The 20,925-nt window shown below is 69.7% G+C and carries 21 protein-coding genes, 3 tRNA genes and 1 pseudogene; 12 read left to right on the top strand and 13 right to left on the bottom strand.

The features are described from left to right. Window positions 1-3: 3 nt before the first annotated feature. From KUTG_RS26385 to KUTG_RS26375, 4 genes and pseudogenes are all read left to right on the top strand, one after another. Window positions 4-77: transfer RNA gene (locus KUTG_RS26385), tRNA-Ile, on the top strand. Window positions 78-336: 259 nt separating this feature from the next. Continuing rightward, window positions 337-453: pseudogene (locus KUTG_RS63925) on the top strand (DLW-39 family protein); the annotation flags it as partial. Between the two features lie 50 nt (window positions 454-503). Then, window positions 504-575: transfer RNA gene (locus tag KUTG_RS26380), tRNA-Ala, on the top strand. A gap of 370 nt (window positions 576-945) precedes the next feature. Beyond that, a complete protein-coding gene (locus KUTG_RS26375) occupies window positions 946-1,356 on the top strand; it encodes a DUF2020 domain-containing protein (protein WP_369794511.1) in 411 nt (136 codons plus the stop codon). A gap of 30 nt (window positions 1,357-1,386) precedes the next feature. Here the strand turns inward: KUTG_RS26375 and KUTG_RS26370 are convergent, their stop codons facing one another. The 3 genes from KUTG_RS26370 to KUTG_RS26360 form a co-directional block, all read right to left on the bottom strand. After that, window positions 1,387-3,000 (bottom strand): solute symporter family protein, encoded by a 1,614-nt coding sequence (locus tag KUTG_RS26370; RefSeq protein WP_043720478.1) that lies wholly within the window; start codon window positions 2,998-3,000, stop codon window positions 1,387-1,389. After that, window positions 2,997-3,347 (bottom strand): DUF485 domain-containing protein, encoded by a 351-nt coding sequence (locus tag KUTG_RS26365; RefSeq protein WP_043720476.1) that lies wholly within the window; start codon window positions 3,345-3,347, stop codon window positions 2,997-2,999. Before KUTG_RS26365 ends, KUTG_RS26370 begins: the two co-directional genes overlap by 4 nt. 203 nt (window positions 3,348-3,550) lie before the next feature. Beyond that, the gene (locus KUTG_RS26360) at window positions 3,551-4,096 is read right to left on the bottom strand and encodes a hypothetical protein (protein WP_157494782.1); all 546 of its coding nucleotides are present in this window, start codon (window positions 4,094-4,096) and stop codon (window positions 3,551-3,553) included. A gap of 92 nt (window positions 4,097-4,188) precedes the next feature. Here KUTG_RS26360 and KUTG_RS26355 point away from each other — a divergent pair, with 92 nt between their 5' ends. Both KUTG_RS26355 and KUTG_RS26350 read left to right on the top strand, forming a co-directional pair. After that, window positions 4,189-4,719: a peptidylprolyl isomerase gene (locus tag KUTG_RS26355; protein WP_043720475.1), complete on the top strand. Its 531-nt coding sequence runs from the start codon at window positions 4,189-4,191 to the stop codon at window positions 4,717-4,719. Window positions 4,720-4,873: 154 nt separating this feature from the next. Next, on the top strand, window positions 4,874-5,602 hold the full coding sequence (locus KUTG_RS26350; RefSeq protein WP_232240947.1) for a rhomboid family intramembrane serine protease: 729 nt from the start codon (window positions 4,874-4,876) through the stop codon (window positions 5,600-5,602). On the opposite strand, the gene KUTG_RS26345 is transcribed toward KUTG_RS26350, so the two are convergent. Both KUTG_RS26345 and crgA read right to left on the bottom strand, forming a co-directional pair. Beyond that, window positions 5,579-6,010 (bottom strand): PH domain-containing protein, encoded by a 432-nt coding sequence (locus KUTG_RS26345; protein WP_043730694.1) that lies wholly within the window; start codon window positions 6,008-6,010, stop codon window positions 5,579-5,581. The two genes, KUTG_RS26350 and KUTG_RS26345, sit on opposite strands and share 24 nt — an antisense overlap. A 180-nt stretch (window positions 6,011-6,190) precedes the next feature. Beyond that, window positions 6,191-6,457, bottom strand: a complete 267-nt coding sequence (gene crgA / locus KUTG_RS26340) for a cell division protein CrgA (protein WP_043720472.1) — start codon at window positions 6,455-6,457, stop codon at window positions 6,191-6,193. 245 nt (window positions 6,458-6,702) lie between these two features. Between crgA and KUTG_RS26335 the strand changes: the two genes are divergently transcribed. Genes KUTG_RS26335 through KUTG_RS26330 form a run of 3 tightly spaced genes read left to right on the top strand, consistent with a single transcriptional unit; the run spans window position 6,703 to window position 8,413 of the window. Then, a complete protein-coding gene (locus KUTG_RS26335; protein WP_369794510.1) occupies window positions 6,703-7,602 on the top strand; it encodes a class E sortase in 900 nt (299 codons plus the stop codon). Between the two features lies 1 nt (window position 7,603). Further along, window positions 7,604-7,759 carry a hypothetical protein gene (locus KUTG_RS61660; RefSeq protein WP_198047316.1) on the top strand — a complete coding sequence of 52 codons (156 nt, stop codon included), beginning with the start codon at window positions 7,604-7,606 and terminating at the stop codon, window positions 7,757-7,759. A gap of 9 nt (window positions 7,760-7,768) precedes the next feature. Beyond that, the gene (locus KUTG_RS26330) at window positions 7,769-8,413 is read left to right on the top strand and encodes an aminodeoxychorismate/anthranilate synthase component II (protein ID WP_043720471.1); all 645 of its coding nucleotides are present in this window, start codon (window positions 7,769-7,771) and stop codon (window positions 8,411-8,413) included. Between the two features lie 51 nt (window positions 8,414-8,464). On the opposite strand, the gene pknB is transcribed toward KUTG_RS26330, so the two are convergent. Genes pknB through KUTG_RS26295 form a run of 7 tightly spaced genes read right to left on the bottom strand, consistent with a single transcriptional unit; the run spans window position 8,465 to window position 17,845 of the window. Continuing rightward, window positions 8,465-10,477, bottom strand: coding sequence for a Stk1 family PASTA domain-containing Ser/Thr kinase (gene pknB / locus KUTG_RS26325; RefSeq protein ID WP_043720468.1), 2,013 nt, complete (start codon window positions 10,475-10,477; stop codon window positions 8,465-8,467). A gap of 57 nt (window positions 10,478-10,534) precedes the next feature. After that, a complete protein-coding gene (locus KUTG_RS26320) occupies window positions 10,535-11,770 on the bottom strand; it encodes a serine/threonine-protein kinase (protein ID WP_084579810.1) in 1,236 nt (411 codons plus the stop codon). Window positions 11,771-11,772: 2 nt separating this feature from the next. Further along, complete coding sequence (locus KUTG_RS26315) at window positions 11,773-13,263, bottom strand: peptidoglycan D,D-transpeptidase FtsI family protein (protein ID WP_043720467.1); 1,491 nt, start codon at window positions 13,261-13,263, stop codon at window positions 11,773-11,775. Continuing rightward, the gene (locus KUTG_RS26310; protein WP_043720465.1) at window positions 13,260-14,717 is read right to left on the bottom strand and encodes an FtsW/RodA/SpoVE family cell cycle protein; all 1,458 of its coding nucleotides are present in this window, start codon (window positions 14,715-14,717) and stop codon (window positions 13,260-13,262) included. The genes KUTG_RS26315 and KUTG_RS26310 overlap by 4 nt, the downstream gene beginning before the upstream one ends. Next, window positions 14,717-16,120, bottom strand: coding sequence for a PP2C family protein-serine/threonine phosphatase (locus KUTG_RS26305; RefSeq protein ID WP_043720463.1), 1,404 nt, complete (start codon window positions 16,118-16,120; stop codon window positions 14,717-14,719). The genes KUTG_RS26310 and KUTG_RS26305 overlap by 1 nt, the downstream gene beginning before the upstream one ends. Further along, window positions 16,117-16,578, bottom strand: a complete 462-nt coding sequence (locus KUTG_RS26300) for an FHA domain-containing protein FhaB/FipA (RefSeq protein WP_043720461.1) — start codon at window positions 16,576-16,578, stop codon at window positions 16,117-16,119. Before KUTG_RS26300 ends, KUTG_RS26305 begins: the two co-directional genes overlap by 4 nt. A gap of 46 nt (window positions 16,579-16,624) precedes the next feature. Then, a complete protein-coding gene (locus KUTG_RS26295; RefSeq protein ID WP_043720459.1) occupies window positions 16,625-17,845 on the bottom strand; it encodes a DUF3662 and FHA domain-containing protein in 1,221 nt (406 codons plus the stop codon). Between the two features lie 115 nt (window positions 17,846-17,960). Here KUTG_RS26295 and KUTG_RS26290 point away from each other — a divergent pair. After that, window positions 17,961-18,043 (top strand) — tRNA-Leu (locus tag KUTG_RS26290). A 317-nt stretch (window positions 18,044-18,360) separates the two neighbouring features. On the opposite strand, the gene KUTG_RS26285 is transcribed toward KUTG_RS26290, so the two are convergent. Further along, a complete protein-coding gene (locus KUTG_RS26285) occupies window positions 18,361-19,470 on the bottom strand; it encodes a hypothetical protein (protein ID WP_157494781.1) in 1,110 nt (369 codons plus the stop codon). Window positions 19,471-20,103: 633 nt separating this feature from the next. Here KUTG_RS26285 and KUTG_RS26280 point away from each other — a divergent pair. Both KUTG_RS26280 and KUTG_RS63920 read left to right on the top strand, forming a co-directional pair. Further along, a complete protein-coding gene (locus KUTG_RS26280) occupies window positions 20,104-20,724 on the top strand; it encodes a hypothetical protein (protein ID WP_043720456.1) in 621 nt (206 codons plus the stop codon). 16 nt (window positions 20,725-20,740) lie between these two features. Continuing rightward, window positions 20,741-20,925 (top strand): NAD(P)H-binding protein (locus tag KUTG_RS63920; protein ID WP_043720455.1); only part of this gene is annotated, 185 nt, incomplete at its 3' end.

Here is a 20,925-nt window from a genome sequence, read left to right as displayed (position 1 = left end):
TAAGGGCCCATAGCTCAGGCGGTTAGAGCGCTTCGCTGATAACGAAGAGGTCGGAGGTTCAAGTCCTCCTGGGCCCACTGAAACGATGGGTTACGTGTGCCTGGAAGCTTTGCTTCCAGGCATTTATCGTTTCAGGTTCCTTCTGGGGCTCGCGCCCCAGACCCCCGGGCAGGGCGGGCTTCGCCCCCCTGCACCCCCCACTCCTGGTTGGTGGCTCTGAGGAGTCGAGGGGTGGGCGTTCCGGCTGGAGCAAGGCCGGGCGGGGTGGGGGCCCGTGTATGTTGGGGACTACCTGTCCTGTGTTGCGGTGTGGAAGCGCCAAGGAGGCGACTAGACGTGAAGAAGCTCATCGCGCTCGTGGCTGTGGCCGGAGTCGTGCTGTTCATCGTGCGACGTCAGCGGTCCGCGAAGGCTGAGGCCGACCTGTGGCGCGAGGCGACGGCCCCGACCGACTGAGGTTGGGCGAACATCGGGGTCCGACGGCCTGACGGTCGCGACCCCTCGGGGACATAGCTCAATTGGCAGAGCACCGCCTTTGCAAGGCGGGGTTAGGGGTTCGATTCCCCTTGTCTCCACTCGCGAGTGGGCGAGGTGTGCGCGACTTCGTCGCGCCGCCTCGCTCGTTGTCCTTCTGGGGCTCGCGCCCCAGACCCCAAGGCAGGGCGGGCTTCGCCCCCCTGCACCCCCCAAGGTGGGTGAGGGCTCCAGGTGGGTGAGGGCTCTTTGGGGCTCGCTGCGCATCGGGGGGTGTGTGGTCACCCCCGGTCCTGGGTGCTGGGTGTCATGGTCGACACTGTCGGACCTATGAGGAACGCTGCGTGGTGCATCGGGGTTCTGGCTGCTGCTGTGACGCTGGGGGGGTGCTCGTCGCCGCAGGTCGCGCCGGGGACGGCGGAGCCGGCGCCTACGACCAGCAGCAAGGCTGTGCCCACGTCTACCAGTGCGGTGGCGCCGGCGGATCCGGTGCCGGCCAGCACTGCGCAGTGTCCGTATCTGAGCTCGACGTTTGTTGAAGATGCCAATGGCGAGAAGGTCACGAAGGTGATGGTGTCGGCGGACAAGCCGCACCCGGCATGCTTCTTCTACAGCTTTGGCAACGACAAGCAGATGACGGTGCAGGTGTACGTGGGGGACGCGGGGTCGGCGACGGCGCTGGTCAACAAGGCGGCGCCGATCGAGACTTCGGACAAGGCGGAGCTGCCGGGGGGATGGGCGGGCGGCTCGGAGGCGACCGGCAGCGGGGCGGTGTATGCCGTGTCCAAGGCTGGTGCCGCTGTGGTGGTGTCCACGGACCAGAAGCAGACGATCAAGGCCAAGCAGGTGGCCAAGCAGGCGATTGCCGCCCTCGGGTTGTGAAGTGAGGGCGGCAATCGGGGGTGCTGCCTGCTAGTGGTGGACGGCCTGGGCGGCGTGGGCGCCGGTGATGGCGCGGACCTCCATCTCGGCGTACTTGGCCTCGTCGGCCCGGTCCTTGCCCAGCACGGTGCCGAGGTAGCCGAGCAGGAACGACAGCGGGATGGAGACCAGACCCGGGTTGCTCAGCGGGAACCAGTCGAAGTGGGCCGACGGGAAGATCGAGGTCTTCGCGCCGGAGACGACCGGGGAGAAGACGATCAGGCCCACGGTGATGATGACGCCGCCGTAGATGCTCCACAGTGAGCCGGTGGTGTTGAACCGCTTCCAGAACAGCGTGTAGAGAATCGTCGGCAGGTTGGCCGACGCGGCGATGGCGAAGGCCAACGCCACCAGGAACGCGACGTTCTGGCCGTTGGTGGCGATGCCGCCGACGATGGCGACCAGACCGATCACCACGGCCGCCCAGCGGGCCACCTTGACCTCGGCCTTGGCCGCGCTCCGGTCACCCTTCTTGATCACGTTGACGTAGATGTCGTGGGCGAACGACGCCGACGCGGTGATGGTGAGACCGGCGACGACGGCCAGAATCGTGGCGAAGGCGACGGCGGAGATGAGGCCGAGCAGAATCGGCCCGCCCAGCGCCAGGGCCAGCAACGGGGCGGCCGAGTTGACCTTGCCGGGGGCGCCGTTGATCGTCTCCGGGCCGACGAGCGCGCCGGCGCCGTAGCCGAGCACCAGGGTGAACAGGTAGAAGATGCCGATCAGCACGATCGCCCAGACCACGGAGCGCCGGGCCTCCTTGGCCGTCGGCACCGTGTAGAAGCGCATCAGCACGTGCGGCAGGCCGGCGGTGCCGAGCACCAGGGCGATGCCCAGGGACAGGAAGTCCAGCTGCGAGGTGCTGGTGGCGCCGTACTGCTTGCCCGGGCCGAGCAGCGCTTCGCCGGTCTTGCCGCCGTGGGCGACGGCGTCGCCGAGCAGCGCCGACAGGTTGAAGCCGTATTTGCCGAGCACCCAGACGGTCATCACGAAGGCGCCGACGATGAGCAGCACCGCCTTGATGATCTGGACCCAGGTGGTGCCCTTCATGCCGCCGACCAGCACGTAGATGATCATGATGACGCCGACCACCGCCACCACCACGGCCTGGCCGGCCGTGCCGGACACGCCGAGCAGGAGGGCGACCAGGCCGCCGGCGCCGTTCATCTGGGCCAGCAGGTAGAAGAACGAGACGGCCAGCGTGGAGATGGCGGCCGCGGTGCGCACCGGGCCCTGCTTCATCCGGAAGCTGAGCACGTCGGCCATGGTGAACCGGCCGGTGTTGCGCAGCAGCTCGGCCACCAGCAGCAGCGCGACCAGCCAGGCCACCAGGAAGCCGATGGAGTACAGGAAGCCGTCGTAGCCGTAGATCGCGATCGCGCCGGCGATGCCGAGGAAGGACGCGGCCGACAGGTAGTCGCCGGAGATCGCGATGCCGTTCTGCGGGCCGGTGAACGAGTGGCCGGCGGCGTAGAAGTCGGTGGCCGTCTTGGTGCTCCGGCTGGCCCGGAACACGATCACCAGGGTGATCAGCACGAACACGGCGAAGATGGAGATGTTCAGCGTCGGGTTGCTGCCCTCGACGCCCGCGGCCAACACCTTCACGGCTGCTCCCCCTCGATCTCGTGCCAGATCTTGTCGGCGGCGGGGTCCACGACCCGGTTGGCGAACCGGACGTACAGGCCGGTGATCACGAAGGTGGAGACGAACTGGAGCAGGCCGAACAGCAGCCCGACGGTGATGTTGCCGAACAGCTTTGTCGACATGAAGCCGTGGGCGTAGTCGGCGAGCAGGACGTACAGCAGATACCAGGCCAGGAACAGCCCGGCCATCGGGAACACGAAACCGCGCAGCCGGCGGCGCAGCTCGGCGAAGTCAGGACTGGCCTGTACCTCGCTCCAGTCGGTCGCGGCCGGCGTCGGCGCGGCGGCGGAGTCTTCGGTGGTGCCCACGGCAACCTCCCGGACGGGGGTAGTTACCCGCCGCAACCTAGGAGATCCAGATCACATCGGCAGCCCTCAATCGGGCATAAGCGACCAGCGGGGCGACCGGGCCCTGGGAACGGTGTCGTTTCCGCGACGAACGGCGACCGGGCCGGGCGGAACGGGAAACCGCCCCGACCCCGCTGGTCAGCGGGGTCGGGGCGGCATCGGCCCTACTTCTTGTCCGCGGTCTTCGGCGCCTCGTGGCCGTTGCGGGCCGGCTCGGGCACGTGGACCGAGCCCGGCGGGTCCTCGCGCACGTCCTGCAGCCGCACCTCGCGCGGCCGTCGGGACAGCACGACAACCGCCGTCGCCCCGCCCGCGACCACCAGGCCGACCAGCCACGGCCAGCGGCGGCGACGCTTGGTCGGCCGCGGGTCGACGGTGTCGGCCAGGTCCTCGGCGACCTTGCGGGCCTGCTTGCGGATCTGGTTGGCGTTGCGCACGGCCTCGGCCCGCGCCTTGCCCGTGGTCCGCTTGAGATCCTTGCGCGCCTGGTCCGCGGTGCGCTGGAGGTCTCTGCGGGCCTGCTTGGCCATCCTGCGGGCGGCCTTGCGGGTCGGCTTGAACTCCTCGCCGGCGAAATCCACCAGCTCGTGCGTCTTCTCGATGCCGGCCTGACCGGCGCGAGCGGCCTGCCGACGAGCGGCGCGCACCGCCCGGCCGACCGCCTCGCCCGCCTTCGCGCCGGCCTCGGTCATGGTCTCGACCTCGTCCATCTGCTGCTCCAAGCCCTGCCGATCGGTACCGATCTGACCGATCCAGTCTGCCCCTCCCGCCGCGATCCCGCCGTGGATGGCACGATGGCGTCGTGGCTGACAACGACATCGTCGGGGCGACCCTGCACACCACGCAGGGCGACATCCGCCTCTACCTCTTCCCGAACCACGCCCCGAAGACCGTCCGCAACTTCGTCGGGCTGGCCGAGGGCACCAAGGACTACTCCACCCAGAACGCTCGCGGCGAGAAGACGGGGCCGTTCTACGACGGGTCCGTGTTCCACCGCGTGATCGCCGGCTTCATGCTCCAGGGCGGCGACCCGACCGGCACCGGCCGGGGCGGCCCCGGTTACCAGTTCGAGGACGAGTTCCACTCGGAGCTGGTCTTCAACAAGCCGTACCTGCTGGCCATGGCCAACGCCGGGCCCGGCACTAACGGCTCGCAGTTCTTCATCACCGTGGGCCCGACCCCGCACCTCAACCGCCGGCACACCATCTTCGGCGAGGTGCGTGACGAGGAGTCCCGCAAGGTCGTCGACGCGATCGGCAACACGGCGACCGACCGCAGCGACCGACCGCTGACCGAGGTCGTCATCGAGAAGATCACGATCGACCGCGGCTGACATGACCGCGCCGTACGGGCAGCCGACTGACGCGCTGCCCGCGTGCTATCGGCACCCAGGTCGGCACACCGGGCTGCGGTGCACCCGGTGTGACCGGCCGACCTGCCCGGAATGCCTTCGTGACGCCTCGGTCGGCCAGCAGTGCGTCGAGTGCGTGAACGAAGGCAACCAGGCCACGCGCCAGAAGGTCACCGTGGCCGGCGCGCGGCTGGTCCGCCAGCCGGTGCTGGTCTACGCGCTGATCGCGGCCAACCTGGCCATCTACGTGATCACCGCGCTGCAGGCCGGAAGTTTCGCCAACAACAGCGACTCGCCGCTGTTCGCCGAGTGGGTGACGTGGCCACGGGCGGCCGCGCTCAACGGCCAGTGGTGGCGGGTCGTCACCGGCGGCTTCCTGCACTACGGCTTCATCCACATCGCGGTGAACATGCTGTCGCTGTGGATGATCGGCCGGGACATGGAGCGGATCCTCGGCCGGGTGCGGTTCGCCGCGGTGTACTTCCTGGCCCTGATCGGCGGCTCGATCGCGGTGATGCTGTTCTCCGACCCGGACACCGGGGCGGCCGGCGCCTCCACCGCGCTCTACGGCCTGATGGGCTGCTACCTGGTCGCCGTGGTCCGGCTCAAGCTCAACCCGCGTCCCATCCTGATCACCCTCGCGCTGAACGTGTTCCTCACGTTCAGCCTGCCCGGCATCTCGATCACCGGTCACTTCGGCGGCCTGGTCGTCGGGGCGATCGCGATGGCCGCGCTGGTCTACACGCCGGACAAGAACCGAACCTGGTGGCAGGCGGGCGCGCTGGTGGCGCTGTTCGTGGTGTTGGTGCTGATCTACGTGACCAGGGCGCAGCAGCTGCTGTCAGCCCTGGGTCCAGGGTCGTAGCGCCTGGAGCTGCTCGACGACGTCGGCCGGATCCTCGCCGAGGTCCAACTGGCCCAGCACGATCAGGCCGTCGTCGTGCAGCACCGTCAGCTCGACCGTCGAGGTGACGCGGCCGAGGCGGCGGCCGTGGGCCAGCCGGATCCGCACCTCGGGCCAGGTCCAGCTGCGGCTGGACAGGAAGCCGCGCACCGTCACGCCCTGCTCGTCGGCCCGCAGCCGTGGCCGCGCGACGGTGCCGAACAGCGAGATGGCCGCCAGCATCAGCGCCGCGACGGTCAGCAGCACCTTGCCGGCCGGGTCCTCGCCGACGAAGACCAGCAGCGCCGCGATCGCGGTCAGTACCCAGCCGATGCCGACCAGCGGCGCCTGCGGGGCCCAGCGGTGTTCCGTCGTCGTGGGCTCGCTCATGTGCACGCTCCGGCGCTTGTGCTTTATTGCGCAAAGTTGTCCACAGGAGTTGTCCCCAGTGGGGATGACTTACACGCGTGTCGTTCGATGACCATGAGGTGAACTGGGCGAACGACGGGGTAACAGACGACGACCCGGACGTGTCACGCCCGGGTCGTCGTCACGCGTGGTGAGCGGCGGTCAACGCCACCGCATCGTCATCAGCAGCCCGATGATCATCAGCGCGAAGCCGATCAGGAAGTTCCACGACCCGAGCGACTCCATCACCGGAATACCGGTCGGGACCAGGTAGTACGCCACCAGCCACGCCAAGCCGAGCAGCATCATGCCGAGCATGACCGTCACGTACACCGGGTGGGACGGGCCGACTGCCTTCACCTTGACCGGCGTGCGCCGGTCGGTCGGTGGCGTGTAGACGGTCTTCTTGCGGACCTTCGACTTGGGCATCTTTCCTCGCCTGACCTCGCGCGTGAGGCATCGGTGGCTGCGCGGGCAACCACTGCCAGGGGTAACACGTTAACGTAAACGAGGATGCCAGCGAACCACTAGTTGAGGTCAGGGGCACAGGAGGAGCACACGTGAGCTACGACCCGCCGCCGGCTGCGGGACGTCCGGCCGGTTGGCGCCCCCGTCCTGCGCCCGAACAGCCCACCGCGTTCCTCCCGAAGATCGATGTTCTTCACCCGGGACCGTTGGGCACGCAGTTCATCCCCGAGGCGGAAGAGGACGACACCGGCCGGATCGGTCCGGAGATCGGCGACGACCCGGTGGAGTCGCCCCCGCCGCCCAAGGACACCGCTCGCACGGTCGTCCGCTCGTTCGGCGAGCTGTTCATCACCGCCGGCATGGTGATCCTGCTGTTCGTGGTCTACGAGGTGTACTGGACCGACCTGATCTCCGCGGGCAAGCAGAACCAGGCCACGTCCTCGCTCGACACCCAGTGGAAGGACCAGGACACGGTCGGCGGGCCGCAGCGCGGCACCCACTACGACCTGGCCGAGGGCAAGGGCTTCGCCAAGATCTACGTGCCGGCGCTCGGCGCCGACTACCACTTCACCATCGTCGAGGGCACCACCGACGCCGACCTGGACATCGGCCCCGGCCACTACGTCGGCTCCGCGCTGCCCGGCCAGCCCGGCGACTTCGCGGTCGCCGGCCACCGCGTCGGCAAGGGCGCGCCCTTCAACGACCTGGACCTGGTCAGCTCGTGCGACGCCGTCGTGGTGGAGACCGAGACCGACTGGTTCGTCTACCGGATGCTGCCCACCACCGACGAGGTCGCCGGCTGGGCCGCCGGCAAGGGCGCGCAGCCGCAGTGCAAGGGCGTCGCCCCGCTCGGCGGCCCGTATGCGGGACTGGTCGGTCAGGAGACGGTGCTGCCGTCACAGGGCGACGTCATCGCCCCCGTGCCGCACAAGCAGGACCTCCAGCTGCCGGCCGGCCAGCAGGCCTCGCTGATGACGCTGACCACCTGCACGCCGAAGTTCTCCGCGTCGCACCGGCTGATCCTGCACACCGTGCTGACCAACCAGTACGCCAAGGACCCGAAGCAACCGGACAAGGTCCCGCCGGAGCTGAAGGAGACCGACTGACGTGTACGGCTGGATCTGGCGGCACCTGCCGGGACCGACCGCGGCCAAGATCGCGGAGGCCACCGTGCTGGTGTTGGGCATCGTGGCGTTGCTGATGTTCGTCGTATTCCCGTGGGTAGAGCCGCTCCTGCCCTTCAACCAGGTGACAACGGGGTAGTTTCACATCATGCGTGTCCTGGTCGTCGACAACTACGACAGCTTCGTCTACAACCTCGTGCAGTACCTGGCGCAGCTCGGCGCCGAGTGCGTCGTGCGGCGCAACGACGTCGTGCAGCTGTCCGACGTCGACGCCGCGGACGGGGTGCTCATCAGCCCAGGTCCGAGCACGCCCGAACGAGCCGGCGCCAGCATGGACGTCATCCGGTACTGCGCGCAGAAGCGCGTGCCGGTGCTGGGCGTCTGCCTCGGGCACCAGGCCATCGGCGTTGTCTTCGGCGGCACCGTCGACCGGGCCCCCGAGCTGCTGCACGGCAAGACCAGCCTCGTGGAGCACGTCGGCGTCGGCGTACTGAACGGAGTGCCGTCGCCGTTCGTCGCGACCCGCTACCACTCGCTGACCGTGCTGCCCGAGACGGTGCCGGCCGAGCTGGAGGTCACCGGCCGCACCGAGACCGGCATCGTGATGGCCATGCGGCACCGCGAGCTGCCCATCGAGGGCGTGCAGTTCCACCCGGAGTCCGTGCTGACCGACGGCGGGCACCGCATGCTGGCCAACTGGATGGGCGCCGCCGGCTTCCCGGTCGCGCCCGAGCGCGTCAACGAGCTGGAGGCCGGCATGCGCCGCTTGGCCGCGGCCGCCGCCACCGGCTGAACCCGGACACACGAAAGGGCCCCGGCAAGCGCCGGGGCCCTTTCGTGTGTGTCAGTGGTTGGTCGTCGACGTCGGCGGACCGCTCGTCAGCTGATAGACCTGGATCTGGATGGTCTGGTTGATGCCGACCACCTGGTCCACATCCGGGCTGAACGACTCGATGGTGCCGGCCGGCTTGGTGATGTCCACGTCGGTCGTCTGGCTGAACTGGCCCTTCCAGCCGAGCTGCGACAACTGGCTCTGAGCGGCGGAGACGGTCAGGCCGGTCAGATTGGGCATCTTGAACTGGTCGCCCAGCGACACGGTCAGCGTGACGGTGCTGTTCGGGGCGGCCTTGCTGCCACCGGACGGGCTCTGGCTCAGCACCTGGTCCTTGGTCTGGGGGCTGGACTTGTTCGACCGCGCGACGGTGAAGCCGGCCTTCTCCAGGTTGCTCTTGGCCACGTCGAAGGGCTGGCCGGTCTGGTCCGGCACGTTCACCTGGTCCGGGCCCTTGCCGATGACCAGCGTGATGGTCGCGTTCTCGGAGACCTGCGAGCCGACCGGCGGGTTGGTCGAGCTGACCTTGCCGATGAGCTTCGGGTCGTCCACGGTCTCGGTGGTGGTGGCCGGCGCGACCACGAGCTTGCGGCTCTGCAGGTCCTTGGTCGCGTCCTCCTGCGACTTGCCCGACTCGTCCGGCAGCGCGAAGGTGTTCGGCGACTTGCCCACCGTCAGCTTGATCGTGGTCGTCTTGGCCACGCTCTGGCCCGCGCCCGGATCCTGCTTGATGACGTTGCCGATCTGGTCGGCGGTGCACGGCGGCGTCGAGCCGTCCGTCGTGGGGCCACAGATCACGTAGGCGATCTGCGGGCTGCCGAAGCCCTTGTCCCGCAGCGCCTGCTGGGCCGCCGGCAGCTGCATGCCCTCGACCTTGGGCACGTCGATGTTGGCGCTGCTGTTGCCGCTGTTGTTGCCACCCAGGAAAATTGTGGTCAGCCACGCGGCCAGCGCCAGCACGGCGATGCAGATCAGCACCACGCCGGCGATGGTCAGCGCCCGCTTGCGGCGGGCCTTGCGCTCGGCCTCCTCATCGGCCTCGAAGTCGTACGCGTCGTACTCGGGCTCTTCGGACGCCGGGGCTGGGCGGTGGCGGCCGGTGACGACCTGGGTCCGGGCGCCGTTGCCGTTGCCCATGAACGCGGTCCGCTCCTCGGCCGTCATCACGGCCGGGGCGGACGGGCGCTGCCCGGACAGCACGCGCACCAGGTCGGCCCGCATCTCGGCCGCCGACTGGTAGCGGTTGGCCGGGCCCTTGGCCATGGCCTTGAGCACGATCGAGTCCAGCGCCGGCGTCACCTGCGGGTTGACCGAGGACGGCGACGGCGGCTCCTCCCGCACGTGCTGGTAGGCCACCGCGACCGGAGAGTCGCCGGTGAAGGGCGGCTGGCCGGTCATCAGCTCGAACAGCACGCAGCCGGCGGCGTACACGTCGGAGCGGGCGTCGACCGCCTCGCCCCGCGCCTGCTCCGGCGACAGGTACTGCGCGGTGCCGATGACGGCGGCGGTCTGCGTGACGGCGGCCTGACCGTCGTGGATGGCGCGGGCGATGCCGAAGTCCATCACCTTCACCGCGCCGGTCTTGGTGATCATGATGTTGGCCGGCTTGACGTCCCGGTGGATGATGCCGTGCCGGTGGCTGAAGTCCAGCGCCGCGCAGACGTCGGCCATGACCTCCATGGCCCGCTTGCCCGACAGCGGCCCCTGGGTCTTGACGATGTCCCGCAGCGTGCGCCCGTCCACGTACTCCATGACGATGTAGGGCAGCGGGCCGTACTCGGTCTTGGTCTCGCCGGTGTCGTACACGGCGACGATCGCGGGGTGGTTGAGGGCGGCGGCGTTCTGCGCCTCGCGGCGGAAGCGCTCCTGGAACTGCGGATCCCGGGCGAGGTCGGCGCGCAGAACCTTGACCGCGACATCCCGGCCGAGTCGGACGTCGCGGCCTTTGTGGACCTCCGACATTCCACCGTAGCCGAGGGTCTCGCCCAGTTCGTAACGGTTGGAGAGCAGTCGCGGAGTGCTCATCGGTGCGTCGTCTCGTTCCTCGTCAACAGTCGTCCCATCATGCTCCTGCCGCCCGCCTCAGCCACCGGGACCCCGTCCAGCGCAGATGACCGTCCCCAGACATCGGTCCTGTGCCGGGCGGTCGCCCGTGAGCTCGGCCGTGGTCGGCCTTCCAGTGCCCTCGGTCCCCGCACCCGAGCGCTGCCATTCGCGAATCCCCCAGACCGCGAGCAGACTCACCAGAATCACCACCAACAACGCCAGCAGGACCCACAGCCCGGTCCGGTTCGGTCTGGGCTGCGGCGGCGGTCCCAGCAGAAAGGTACCGGTGCCCGGCCCCATCGGAGCACCCGATGGGGGGACCTGGGGTGGAACCACCGGAATGGCCCCCGGCGGATACGTCGGCGGACCGCCCTGCGGCGGCCGGTGCTGCTGCATCGGTATCGCCATCACCAGACCCGACGGGGTCGGCAGCGGCAGCCCGGCGCGCACCGCGCCCGCCGCCGCGGCGAACTCGCCGCCGTTGCGGTAGCGCTGCCGCGGATCCTTCACCAGCGTCGCCTCGACCAGCGCCCGCACACCCGGCGGCACGTCCGGCGGCAGCGGCGGCGGCACCTCCCGGATGTGCATCATCGCGACCGTGACGGCGTTCTCCGACAGGAACGGCCGCCGGCCGGCCAGGCACTCGTAGCCGACGACGGCCAGCGCGTACACGTCGCTGGCCGGCTCGGCCTCCTGCCCGACGGCCTGCTCGGGCGCGATGTAGTGGGCGGTGCCCATCACCATGCCGGACCGGGTCACCGGCGCGGCGTCGGCCGCCTTCGCGATGCCGAAGTCGGTCAACTTCACCTTGCCGTTCGGGCCGACCAGGATGTTGCCGGGCTTCACGTCCCGGTGCACGTAGCCCCGCTCGTGCGCGGCCTGCAGCGCCGCCCCGCACTGCTGGAGCAGGTCGAGCGTGCGGTCCGGGGTCAGCCGGCCCTGGCTGGACAGGATCGCGGCCAGCGGCTCGCCGGCCACCAGCTCCATCACCAGGTAGGCGGTGTCCTCCGGGCCGTCCGGCTCCGACGCCGTCTCGCCGTAGTCGTGCACCGCGGCGATACCGGGGTGGTTGAGCGAGGCGGTGGTCCGCGCCTCCGTGCGGAACCGGTGCAGGAACTCGGGGTCGCCGGACAGCTCGGGCTTGAGCACCTTCACCGCGACGGCGCGGTCCAGCCGGGAGTCGGTCGCCTCCCACACCTCGCCCATGCCGCCGACGGCGATGCGCCGGGCCAACCGGTACCGGTCGGCGAGCAGCTGCCCGGTGGTGAGCATCCTCAACCTCCCCCGGCCAGGTAGGCGTTGATGGTCGCACGGCCGACGCCGGCGGCCACGGAACTGCCGGTGGCGGCCAGGCCGCGGTCGCCGCCGTTCTCCACCACTACGCACACGGCGATCTGCGGGTTGTCGGCCGGCGCGAACGCCACGTACCAGGCGTGCGGCGGGGTGTTCTTGGGGTCGGTGCCGTGCTCGGCGGTGCCGGTCTTCGAGGCGATCTTGATGTTGGCCTGCTTGCCGGCGCCCCCGGTGTGCTGCTCCGACAGCAGCATCATGGCCTTGACCTGGTCGGCGATGTCCTTGGGCAGCGCCGGGCCGCCCGGGGCCTCCTGCGCCGAGAAGCTGGAGATCGACGACATGTCCGGGGCCAGGATGTTCTTCACCAGCTGCGGCTGCATGCGCACACCGCCGTTGGCGATGGTCGCGGCCACCATGGCGTCCTGGAGCGGGGTCAGCTTCACGTCGCGCTGGCCGATGCCGCTCTGGAACAGCGCCGCCTCGTCCGGGATGGAGCCGACGGTCGAGGTGGCCACCGGCAGCGGCACGGTCAGGTCGGTCTGCCCGATGCCGAACTTGGCCGCCTGCTGGATCAGGTTGTCCTTGCCGACCTTGCCGGCCAGCGTGGAGAACGCGGTGTTGCAGGAGTACTCGATGGCGATCGAGACCGAGACCTGGCCGTTGGTGGCCTCGGGGCAGGTCTCGTTGGCGAAGTTGGACAGCGTGGTGCTGGTGCCGGGCAGGGTGATCGTCGGATCGGCCGGCAGGTTCTTGGTGATGGCGTCGTCGACGCCATTGGCCAGCGCGGCTGAGGCCACCACCAGCTTGAAGGTGGAGCCCGGCGGCAGCGTCTCCTGGGTGGCCCGGTTCAGCGCCGACTTGTTCGGGTCGTCGTTCAGCTTGGCGATGGTGTCGCGCTGGGTGGTGTTGTCGTGCGCGGCCATCGGGTTCGGATCGAACGACGGCGTGCTCACCATGGCGAGGATCTCGCCGGTCGACGGCTTGATCGCCACCACCGCGCCGCTGAAGCTCTTGGCCGTCATGCCGGCGTAGGCGGCGTCCTGGGCCTTGGGGTCGACGGTCAGCTGCACGTTGCCGCCGCGCGGGTCCCGGCCCGTGATCAGGTCGGACAGCCTGCGCACGAACAGCTTCGACGAGGAGCCGTTGAGCACGTCGTCCTCGGCCCGCTCGATGCCAGTGGCGCCGAACTGCGACGAGTAGTAGCCGGTGACCGGGGCGTACTCGGGGCCGTTCTTGTAGACGCGCAGGTAGTGCTGGGCGTCCTTGGTCTCCACCGAGTTGGCCAGGATGGTGCCGGAGGCGCTGACGATCTGGCCGCGCTGCCGGCCGTACTCCTCCAGCACGCCGCGGTTGTTGCTCGGATCGTTGGCGTACGTGTCGGCGTTGATCACCTGCACGTAGGTCAGGTTGGCCAGCAGGAGCAGGACCATCACCATCATGGCGAGGCCGACCCGGCGAAGTGGCTTGTTCACGTCGGTCGCTCCACGAGGACGGTGCTTGCCTCGGCGATCGGCGCCTGCGGCTTGGGACGGCTGGCCTGTGGGCGGCGCGCGGCGTCGGAGATCCGCAGCAGCAGCGCCACGATGACGTAGCTGGCCAGCAGGGACGAGCCGCCGGCGGACAGGAACGGCGCGGTCAGGCCGGTCTCCGGGATGAGCTTGCTGACGCCGCCGATGACCACGAACATCTGCCACATCAGCAGGAAGGACAGGCCGCCGGCCAGCAGCTTGCCGAAGGTGTCGCGCACCGCCAGCCCGCTGCGCAGGCCGCGCAGCGCCAGCAGCATGTAGATGACGATCATCGCGGCCAGGCCGATGAAGCCCAGCTCCTCGCCGAACGCGGTGACGATGAAGTCGCTGCTGACCACCGGCACCAGTTCCGGGTGTCCGGCGCCGAGGCCCGCGCCGGCCATGCCGCCGCTGCCCAGGCTCACCAGCGACTGGACCATCTGGTAGCCGGTGTCGCCCCGATCGGCGAACGGGTCGATCCAGTTCGCCACGCGCTGCTGCACGTGGACGAACATGCGATCGGCCAGCGTGGCGCCGCCCATGAAAAGCACGATGCCGATCCACACCCACGCGGATCGCTCGGTGGCCAGGTAGACCATGGCCAGCACCGTGCCGAAGAACATCAGCGAGGCGCCCAGCTCGGTCTCGATCATCAGGACCAGGATCGCGATCGCCCAGGCGATCAGCAGCGGGCCGAGGTCACGCGGGCGGGGCAGCTCCAGGCCCAGGACCTTGCGGCCGGCGATGGTGAACAGGTCCCGCTTGGACACCAGGAACGCGGCCACGAACAGGATGATCAGCACCTTGGCGAACTCGCCGGGCTGGATCGACACCGGGCCGATGATGATCCACAGCTTGGCCCCGCCGACACAGGAGATGCTGCACGGCAGCACGCCCGGCAGCACCAGCAGCACCAGGCCGACCAGGCCGAAGGTGTAGCCGTAGCGGGACAGCGTCCGGTGGTCCTTCACGCCCCACAGCACCGCGACCATCGCGACCAGCGACAACGCGGTCCAGAGCAGCTGCTTGGGGGCCGCGTTGGAGTAGCCGTGCCCGCTCTCGAGGGCGAGCTGGGCCAGCGCCGGGTCCAGCCGGTACAGCATCGCGATGCTCAGGCCGTTGAGCAGCCCCGCGCACGGCAGGATCAGCGGATCCGCGTACGGCGCGAACTTGCGCACCGCCAGGTGCGCCACCCCGAACAGCACCGCGTAGCCGGCGATGTAGAGCAGGATCTCCGGCTTCAGCTTCTGGGACTGGTTCTCCGAGATCAGCACGAAGGCGAGCACGACAAGGCCCAGCCCGAACCCGAGCAGCGCGAGCTCGGTGCCACGGCGGGTCGGTGTGGCGGGCGACGACGACGAACCCGGCGCACTCATGTGCGTGGTCGCCGCGCCCAGCACACCGGGCGGGAGGGCCATCAGCCCACCTTCCTACAGTTCTTGCCCGGCTGCTGCGATGCGCTGGTCAGCGTGGGTGTGGTGCTGGTCGTGCTGCCGGCGACAGCGCCGCCGGAGGCGCTGGTGCCCGTCGCGGAGGTCGCGGTCGTCGACGTGGCCGTGGACGCCGGATCCGCGGTGCACGTGGGCAGCAGCGCGCCCAGCCACAACCGCCGCACCGCCTCCCGCGCGCCGTCCATGCCCGGCTTCTCCGGGATCACGCCCTTGCGCACGTCCTCCCGCGCCGACTCCTGGAGCTCGTCCAGGGTCAGCGACTTGCAGCCGGCCTCCTCCGGGGCGAGGCACGACGTCTCCGCGACGCGGTGCAGCGGAATGCCCAGCACCGGGCCCCCGCGCACCCCCTCGAAGATCGCGACATGGTTGTCGTCGGTGGCGCCCACGTAGTACTGGCCGAGCACCCACCACACGGTGCCGCCCGCGCCCAGCCCCAGCACGATCAGGATCGCCACGATCCAGACGAGTAACCGGACCCGCTTGCGATTCCTCGCCTTGGGGTCCGGTGTTGGTCCTACCTGCGCCATCGGCTGTGGCGGCGGCGTCCGTGGCGCGGTTATCGCGCCGGCCCGGGACGCCGGCGAGTCGGGCGGCGGCTGATCGCTGCTGCCGTCCCCGGCCGCCCCGCCCACGATGGGCGCGTCGTCGCCGTAGTCGACGTCGACCACGTCGGCGATGATCACCGTCACGTTGTCCGGGCCGCCGGCCTTGAGCGCCAGCTCGATCATCCGATCCGCGCAGGCCTGCGGGTCCGGGATCAGGATGGCCTCGGCCAGCGTCTCGTGGCTGACGTAGGAGCACAGGCCGTCCGAGCACAGCAGGTACCGGTCGCCGGCGCGGGCCTCCCGGACGGCCAGGCTCGGCTCCACCTCGTGGCCGGTCAACGCGCGCAGCAGCAGCGAGCGCTGCGGGTGCACGTTGGCCTCCTCCTCGGTGATGCGGCCCTCGTCGATCAGCGACTGGACGAACGTGTCGTCGTGCGTGATCTGGGTGAACTGGCCGCCGCGCTGGAGGTAGGCGCGCGAGTCGCCGACGTGCACCAGCCCGAGCCGGTTGCCGGAGAAGAGCACCGCGGTCAGCGTGGTGCCCATCCCGTCGAGGTCGGGGTCGTGCGACACCAGCTCGGCGATGGCGCCATTGCCCTCCAGCACCGCACCGCGGAGCTGGTCGAGCAGGTCGTCGCCGGGCTCGTCGTCGTCGAGCGGGGCCAGGGCGGCGACAACCACCTTGCTGGCCACCTCACCGGCGGCGTGGCCGCCCATGCCGTCGGCAAGGGCGAGGAGTCGTGGGCCCGCGTAGACGGAGTCCTGGTTGTTGGCTCGAACCAGGCCCCGGTCACTGCGGGCGGCGTAGCGGAGGACGAGGGTCATGTGCGCAGCTCGATCACTGTCTTGCCGATGCGGATCGGGGCACCGAGCGGGACCCGGAGGGGTGCCGTGACCTTCGCCCGGTCTAGGTATGTTCCGTTCGTGGAGCCAAGATCCTCCACGTACCAGTCGCTGCCACGCAGCGACAGCCTCGCGTGTCGTGTCGACGCGAAATCGTCATCGAGCACAAGGGTCGAATCGTCGGCCCGGCCGATCAGGATCGGTCTGCCGTCGAGCGAGATGCGGGTGCCCGTGAGCGCCCCGTGGGTGACCACAAGCTGTCTGGCCGTCTTCCCCTTGGCCGACTGCTTGCCACCCTTGCGGAACCCTCCGGGCACCGCGACTCTCAACCCCGACGCGGCATAGATGTCCGATCGGACCACGCGCAGCGCGGCCAGCACGAACAACCAGAGCAGGGCGAGAAACCCTGCTCTGGTTAGCTGCAACACCAGCTCTGGCACCTGTAGTGACCGCTCCCGCCCGACCTCGTACCCGCCCGCGACCGCCTCAGCCCTGCGTGCGGAACACGAGTGACGAGTGGCCGACCCGGACGACGTCGCCGTCCGCGAGCTGCCAGGTCTGCACCGGGGTGCCGTTCACCGTGCTGCCGTTCGTGGAGCCGAGATCCGCGAGCATCGCACTCTGACCATCCCAGGTGATCTCCAGGTGCCTCCTGGAGACCCCCGTGTCGGGCAGCCGGAAGTCCGCGTCCTGGCCGCGGCCCACCACGTTGCCACCCTGCTTCAGGTTGTACGTGCGGTTGGAGCCGTCGTCCAGCTGCAGGACCGCGGTGATCTGACGCGGGCCCGGCGGCGGCCCGGGAGGGGCGCCGTAGGGATCCTGCTGGCCGTAGCCGCCCTGCTGCTGGCCGTACTGGTCGTAACCGGCCTGCTGCTGACCGTAGCCACCCTGCTGGCCGTACGGGTCGTAGCCACCGCCCTGCTGCGGATAACCGCCGCCCTGCTGCGGGTAGCCCTGCTCGTAACCGCCGCCCCCACCCTGCTGCGGGTAGCCCTGCTCGTAGCCACCACCCTGCTGCGGATAACCGCCGCCCTGCTGCGGGTAGCCCTGCTCGTAACCGCCGCCCCCACCCTGCTGCGGGTAGCCCTGCGGGTCGTAACCGCCGCCCTGCTGCTGGCCGTACTGGTCGTACCCGCCCTGCGGCTGCTGCTGTGGTTGCTGCGGCTGCTGCTGCGGATAACCGCCGCCCTGCTGCGGGTAGCCCTGGTCATAGCCGTAACCCTGCTGACCCTGGTGCTGACCGTAGGGGTCCTGCGGGGGGTACTGGCCTGGTGGCTGGCTCATGGATCGGTCTCCTGCGTTGCGAGGTGGTGCTGGCCGTCGTACGTCAGGGTCGACGGACGAGTTGGTTCGGAACTGTCCCGTGTGCAGCGCGTCGGAGCGCTCCAGGGAGACTACGACGTCACCATAGGTATCCCATCCGTGCTCTGCGAGGTGCTCGCGGACGCAGTCCTCGAGCAGCTCCGATATGCGCTGTTCGTCCTGCTCGGCACCCGCCAAACGGTCGTGGTCGGCTGCGCCGAGCAACACGCGGTAACTGTTCGGCGCTAGCAGCCTGTCACCGGCGAGCTCCTTGACGTTCAGCTCGGCCTCGCGCTGCAGCGCCTGCGCCACCTCCTGCGGCACGACGCTGCCGCCGAACACGCGTGCGAAGGCGTTGCCCACAGCGCCCTCAAGGCGGCGCTCGAAGCGCTGCACGCGTCCCACGGCTGTTCCTCTCGCTACGGACTTCCTGACTCGATCGTATCCGGGCCCGCGAGGTGCGACACGGCCCAATTAGGAGACGGAGCCGCACCCGTGCTAGTGTTTCTCCCGTCACCGAGGGCGAGTGGCGGAATGGCAGACGCGCACGGTTCAGGTCCGTGTGTCCGAAAGGACGTGGGGGTTCAACTCCCCCCTCGCCCACTCGAAAATGGGTACCCCGTTTCCAGCAGGCTGGAAACGGGGTTTTCTCGTTTTTTACACTGAGGCTCGCGCCCCAGACCCCCAGGCAGGGCAGGCTTCGCCCCCCTGCACCCCCCAATATGGGGTGCTGGCTGGTGAAGGTGCTGGTCGTGGCGTGGGTGGGGCGTGGTCGTCCGGGGGTGGGCGCCGGCGGCTCTGCGCGAGCCGCCGGGGCGTCCTGTCATTTCCCACGGCCCTGACATGGGCTTTTCCGATTACTTGCTACTCGCTATCTAAAAAGCGGGTGTGAAGTACTGCTAATGGGTGATGTCGGTCACTTATTGGCGAGCGGGGGACTGCTGGGGAAGGTGGGGATTGGCGGCGGCCAGGACGCGCTGCCAGGCGAGCCAGGGGGAGGCGGCGGCTCGCCAACCCGGCGAGGACAACTCGAGTGGACCATCCGGGGCGGGCTCGGGGCGCAGGGCCAGGACGGGCTCGGTCGACGCTGGGTGCATGGGGCAGCGCGGAGCGTGCGGATCGGCGACGACGAGGCCGGCCGCGTCGAAGTAGCGGACGTGATGTCCATCGCCGGGAAGGCCGAAAAGCGGGTGCAGAAGAAGGCGGGCCACCCGCCCGAGTGACGGCTGCCCGGCCCACTCGACGTGAGTCGTCTCGCAGCCGCGAGACCACGGGGTGAGCCACAGGGCGTCGCCGAAGATGCGGGCGCGGCGCAACAGCGCGCTGTTCAGGGCGGCGGGGCCCGGCGCGCGGTGGCGGGTGTCGAGGGCGGACCGCTCGGCGTCGGTCAGTGGTGTCGGGTCGTTGCCGAGCCAGCGGAGCTCGCCCAGGTCGACCAGGGACTCGGCAAAGGTGAGCGCGGCGACCCACTGACGGTAGGAGACGTTCGAGAGGTGCACGGTCGCCGAGACGTCGTCCACGAGATAAAGCTCGACATGGCGGCGATGCAGGCGGGCGCGCAGGCCCGGAACGCCCAGCACCTCGTGGTCGGTGATCCGGGGCAGCAACTCGACCAGCAGCGGGCCGATGGCGCCGCTGTCCAGATGCAGGACCATCTCGTGGGCGTGCGGGCGGATCATGCGGAACACGCGGGCCGGGCGAAGCAGATCCGCCGGCATGCGCAGGTGCAGGTAGTTCACCGCGCGGCCGGCGGCGGTGAAGATCCCCGACTCCAGCTCGCGCTGGCCCTCCGTCGAGGCGTCGGCCAGCAACTCGCGACGCACGTGGGGCGGCGGTGGGGACCACTCGTCATGGCCGAACAGCCGGCCCACGTTGTCGTTGTCCAGGATCTCGTGCAGCTGGACCCGGTCGTCCGGGGTGAGTCGCTGCACGCCCGCGGTGACCGCGGGCAGCAGGCTCGAATCGGTCTCGCCCGTGTACATGCGGCGCAGCAGCGCCAGGCGTCGTACCAAGGACAGTCTGTGTGGCATTCGGGAACCTCGCTCCCTCACCGCCCGGCTCGGCGAAGGGCGCGTGGCAACCGACGTCGAGTTCAAGAACCGCACAATGCAAACAGGAGAGTTGGCAGTAGGCCCAAGTGACCCTTCGGCGACTTCTCATCCACAAGCCGGGTGCGGGGATGAACGGCCAACCAGGCATCCGGGAATGCCAGTGACGGACTGTACCGGTTATGTCACCAGGATTGTCCACGCCCCGCGCGGACGAGGTCGACCGAACGCCGACCGTTCGTCGCAGGGCGGGCCGGGATCCGTGCGACGAACGGTCGCCGTTCACCCGTCCGGCGGCCTGCGCGGCTGGTCAGGGGCATGTGTTCCGCCACTCGCGTGAACGGTATCGGGGCCGATGCCTGCGCAGATGCACGTGCATCGGGCCGTGAAAGACCACTGGCCGACCGTCGACCGTCCGACGGAGCCGTTCACACGAACGGCAGCACCGCCGGACCGAAGTCGCTTTCCGGGCTCTCGACCGGTCACCGACCGCATGTTGCCGCCAACCGCACACCGCGGCGCACAGCTGAATCCGCGCCGGTCAGACCTGGTACTCCAGTAACCGGAAGAAATCGCGACGGCGAAGTCGTCGAGGCTGATGAGGAGGCGAAGTTCGTGAGCCGCTCCGCTGGCAACACGGCAGCAGTCCACAAGAACGCCAAGACCCTGCCGTCGCGCGCGGTCCCCGCCGTCGAACTCCCGGCACCGCCCGAGGAACTCGCCGCCAAGGCGGTCGAACGACTCGGCTGGAAGGGCGTGCTGCTGCCGCAGCTCACCCTGCTGGGCCGGAAGGTCTTCGTGGTCGCCGAGCTCCTGCCCGACGCGCATGCCGAACGGCTGTGCTTCGGTGTCGGGCCCGTCGTCGACCGCACCACCGTCGCCACCTGGGTGTGGCCCGAGCTGGCCGGCAAGGTTCCGCCGTCCGCCGTGCGCATCGTCGGCGTCCTGGCCGTGGCCAAGCACTGGCGCACCGGCCTCGCCTCCGCCGTTCCCTTCGCGCTGCAAGGCGACGCCGCCGTGGTGCTGCCGTCCTCCGTCGCCCTCACCGACGACTACCTGAGCAACTGCCTGCCGCGGGCACGCCGCTACGGCCTGTCCATCGTCAGCGCCGACCCCGACGGCACCGTCTCCATGGACCTCGCCGGCACGCCCGAGCACGTCAGCCTGGAGCAGACCGCCGTCACCCGGTGGGTCAACGAGGTCGTCTACGAGCAGGTGCTGGCCACCGCCAGCTGAACTAGTGTCGGACCACATGCGCGTAGTGATCGCCGGCGGACACGGCCAGATCGCCCTCAAGCTCGAACGTCTGCTCTCCGCCCGCGGCGACAGTCCCGTCGGGCTGGTGCGCAACCCCGCCCACGTCGACGACCTTCGCGACGCCGGGGCCGACGCCGTGGTGTGTGACCTGGAGTCCATCGCCGTCGACGAGCTCGCCGG

Source organism: Kutzneria sp. 744, from assembly GCF_000568255.1.
In the GTDB taxonomy this organism is placed as follows: domain Bacteria; phylum Actinomycetota; class Actinomycetes; order Mycobacteriales; family Pseudonocardiaceae; genus Kutzneria.
This window is presented reverse-complemented; position numbering and strand designations above follow the sequence as displayed.

Coding starts and splice junctions, on each gene's coding strand:
- KUTG_RS26360 (WP_157494782.1), bottom strand. CDS start 4,096: ATGGACGAGGTCGAGACCATGACCGAGGCCGGCGCGAAGGCGGGCGAG.
- KUTG_RS26345 (WP_043730694.1), bottom strand. CDS start 6,010: ATGAGCGAGCCCACGACGACGGAACACCGCTGGGCCCCGCAGGCGCCG.
- crgA (WP_043720472.1), bottom strand. CDS start 6,457: ATGCCCAAGTCGAAGGTCCGCAAGAAGACCGTCTACACGCCACCGACC.
- KUTG_RS26330 (WP_043720471.1), top strand. CDS start 7,769: ATGCGTGTCCTGGTCGTCGACAACTACGACAGCTTCGTCTACAACCTC.
- pknB (WP_043720468.1), bottom strand. CDS start 10,477: ATGAGCACTCCGCGACTGCTCTCCAACCGTTACGAACTGGGCGAGACC.
- KUTG_RS26320 (WP_084579810.1), bottom strand. CDS start 11,770: ATGCTCACCACCGGGCAGCTGCTCGCCGACCGGTACCGGTTGGCCCGG.
- KUTG_RS26310 (WP_043720465.1), bottom strand. CDS start 14,717: ATGGCCCTCCCGCCCGGTGTGCTGGGCGCGGCGACCACGCACATGAGT.
- KUTG_RS26305 (WP_043720463.1), bottom strand. CDS start 16,120: ATGACCCTCGTCCTCCGCTACGCCGCCCGCAGTGACCGGGGCCTGGTT.
- KUTG_RS26285 (WP_157494781.1), bottom strand. CDS start 19,470: ATGCCACACAGACTGTCCTTGGTACGACGCCTGGCGCTGCTGCGCCGC.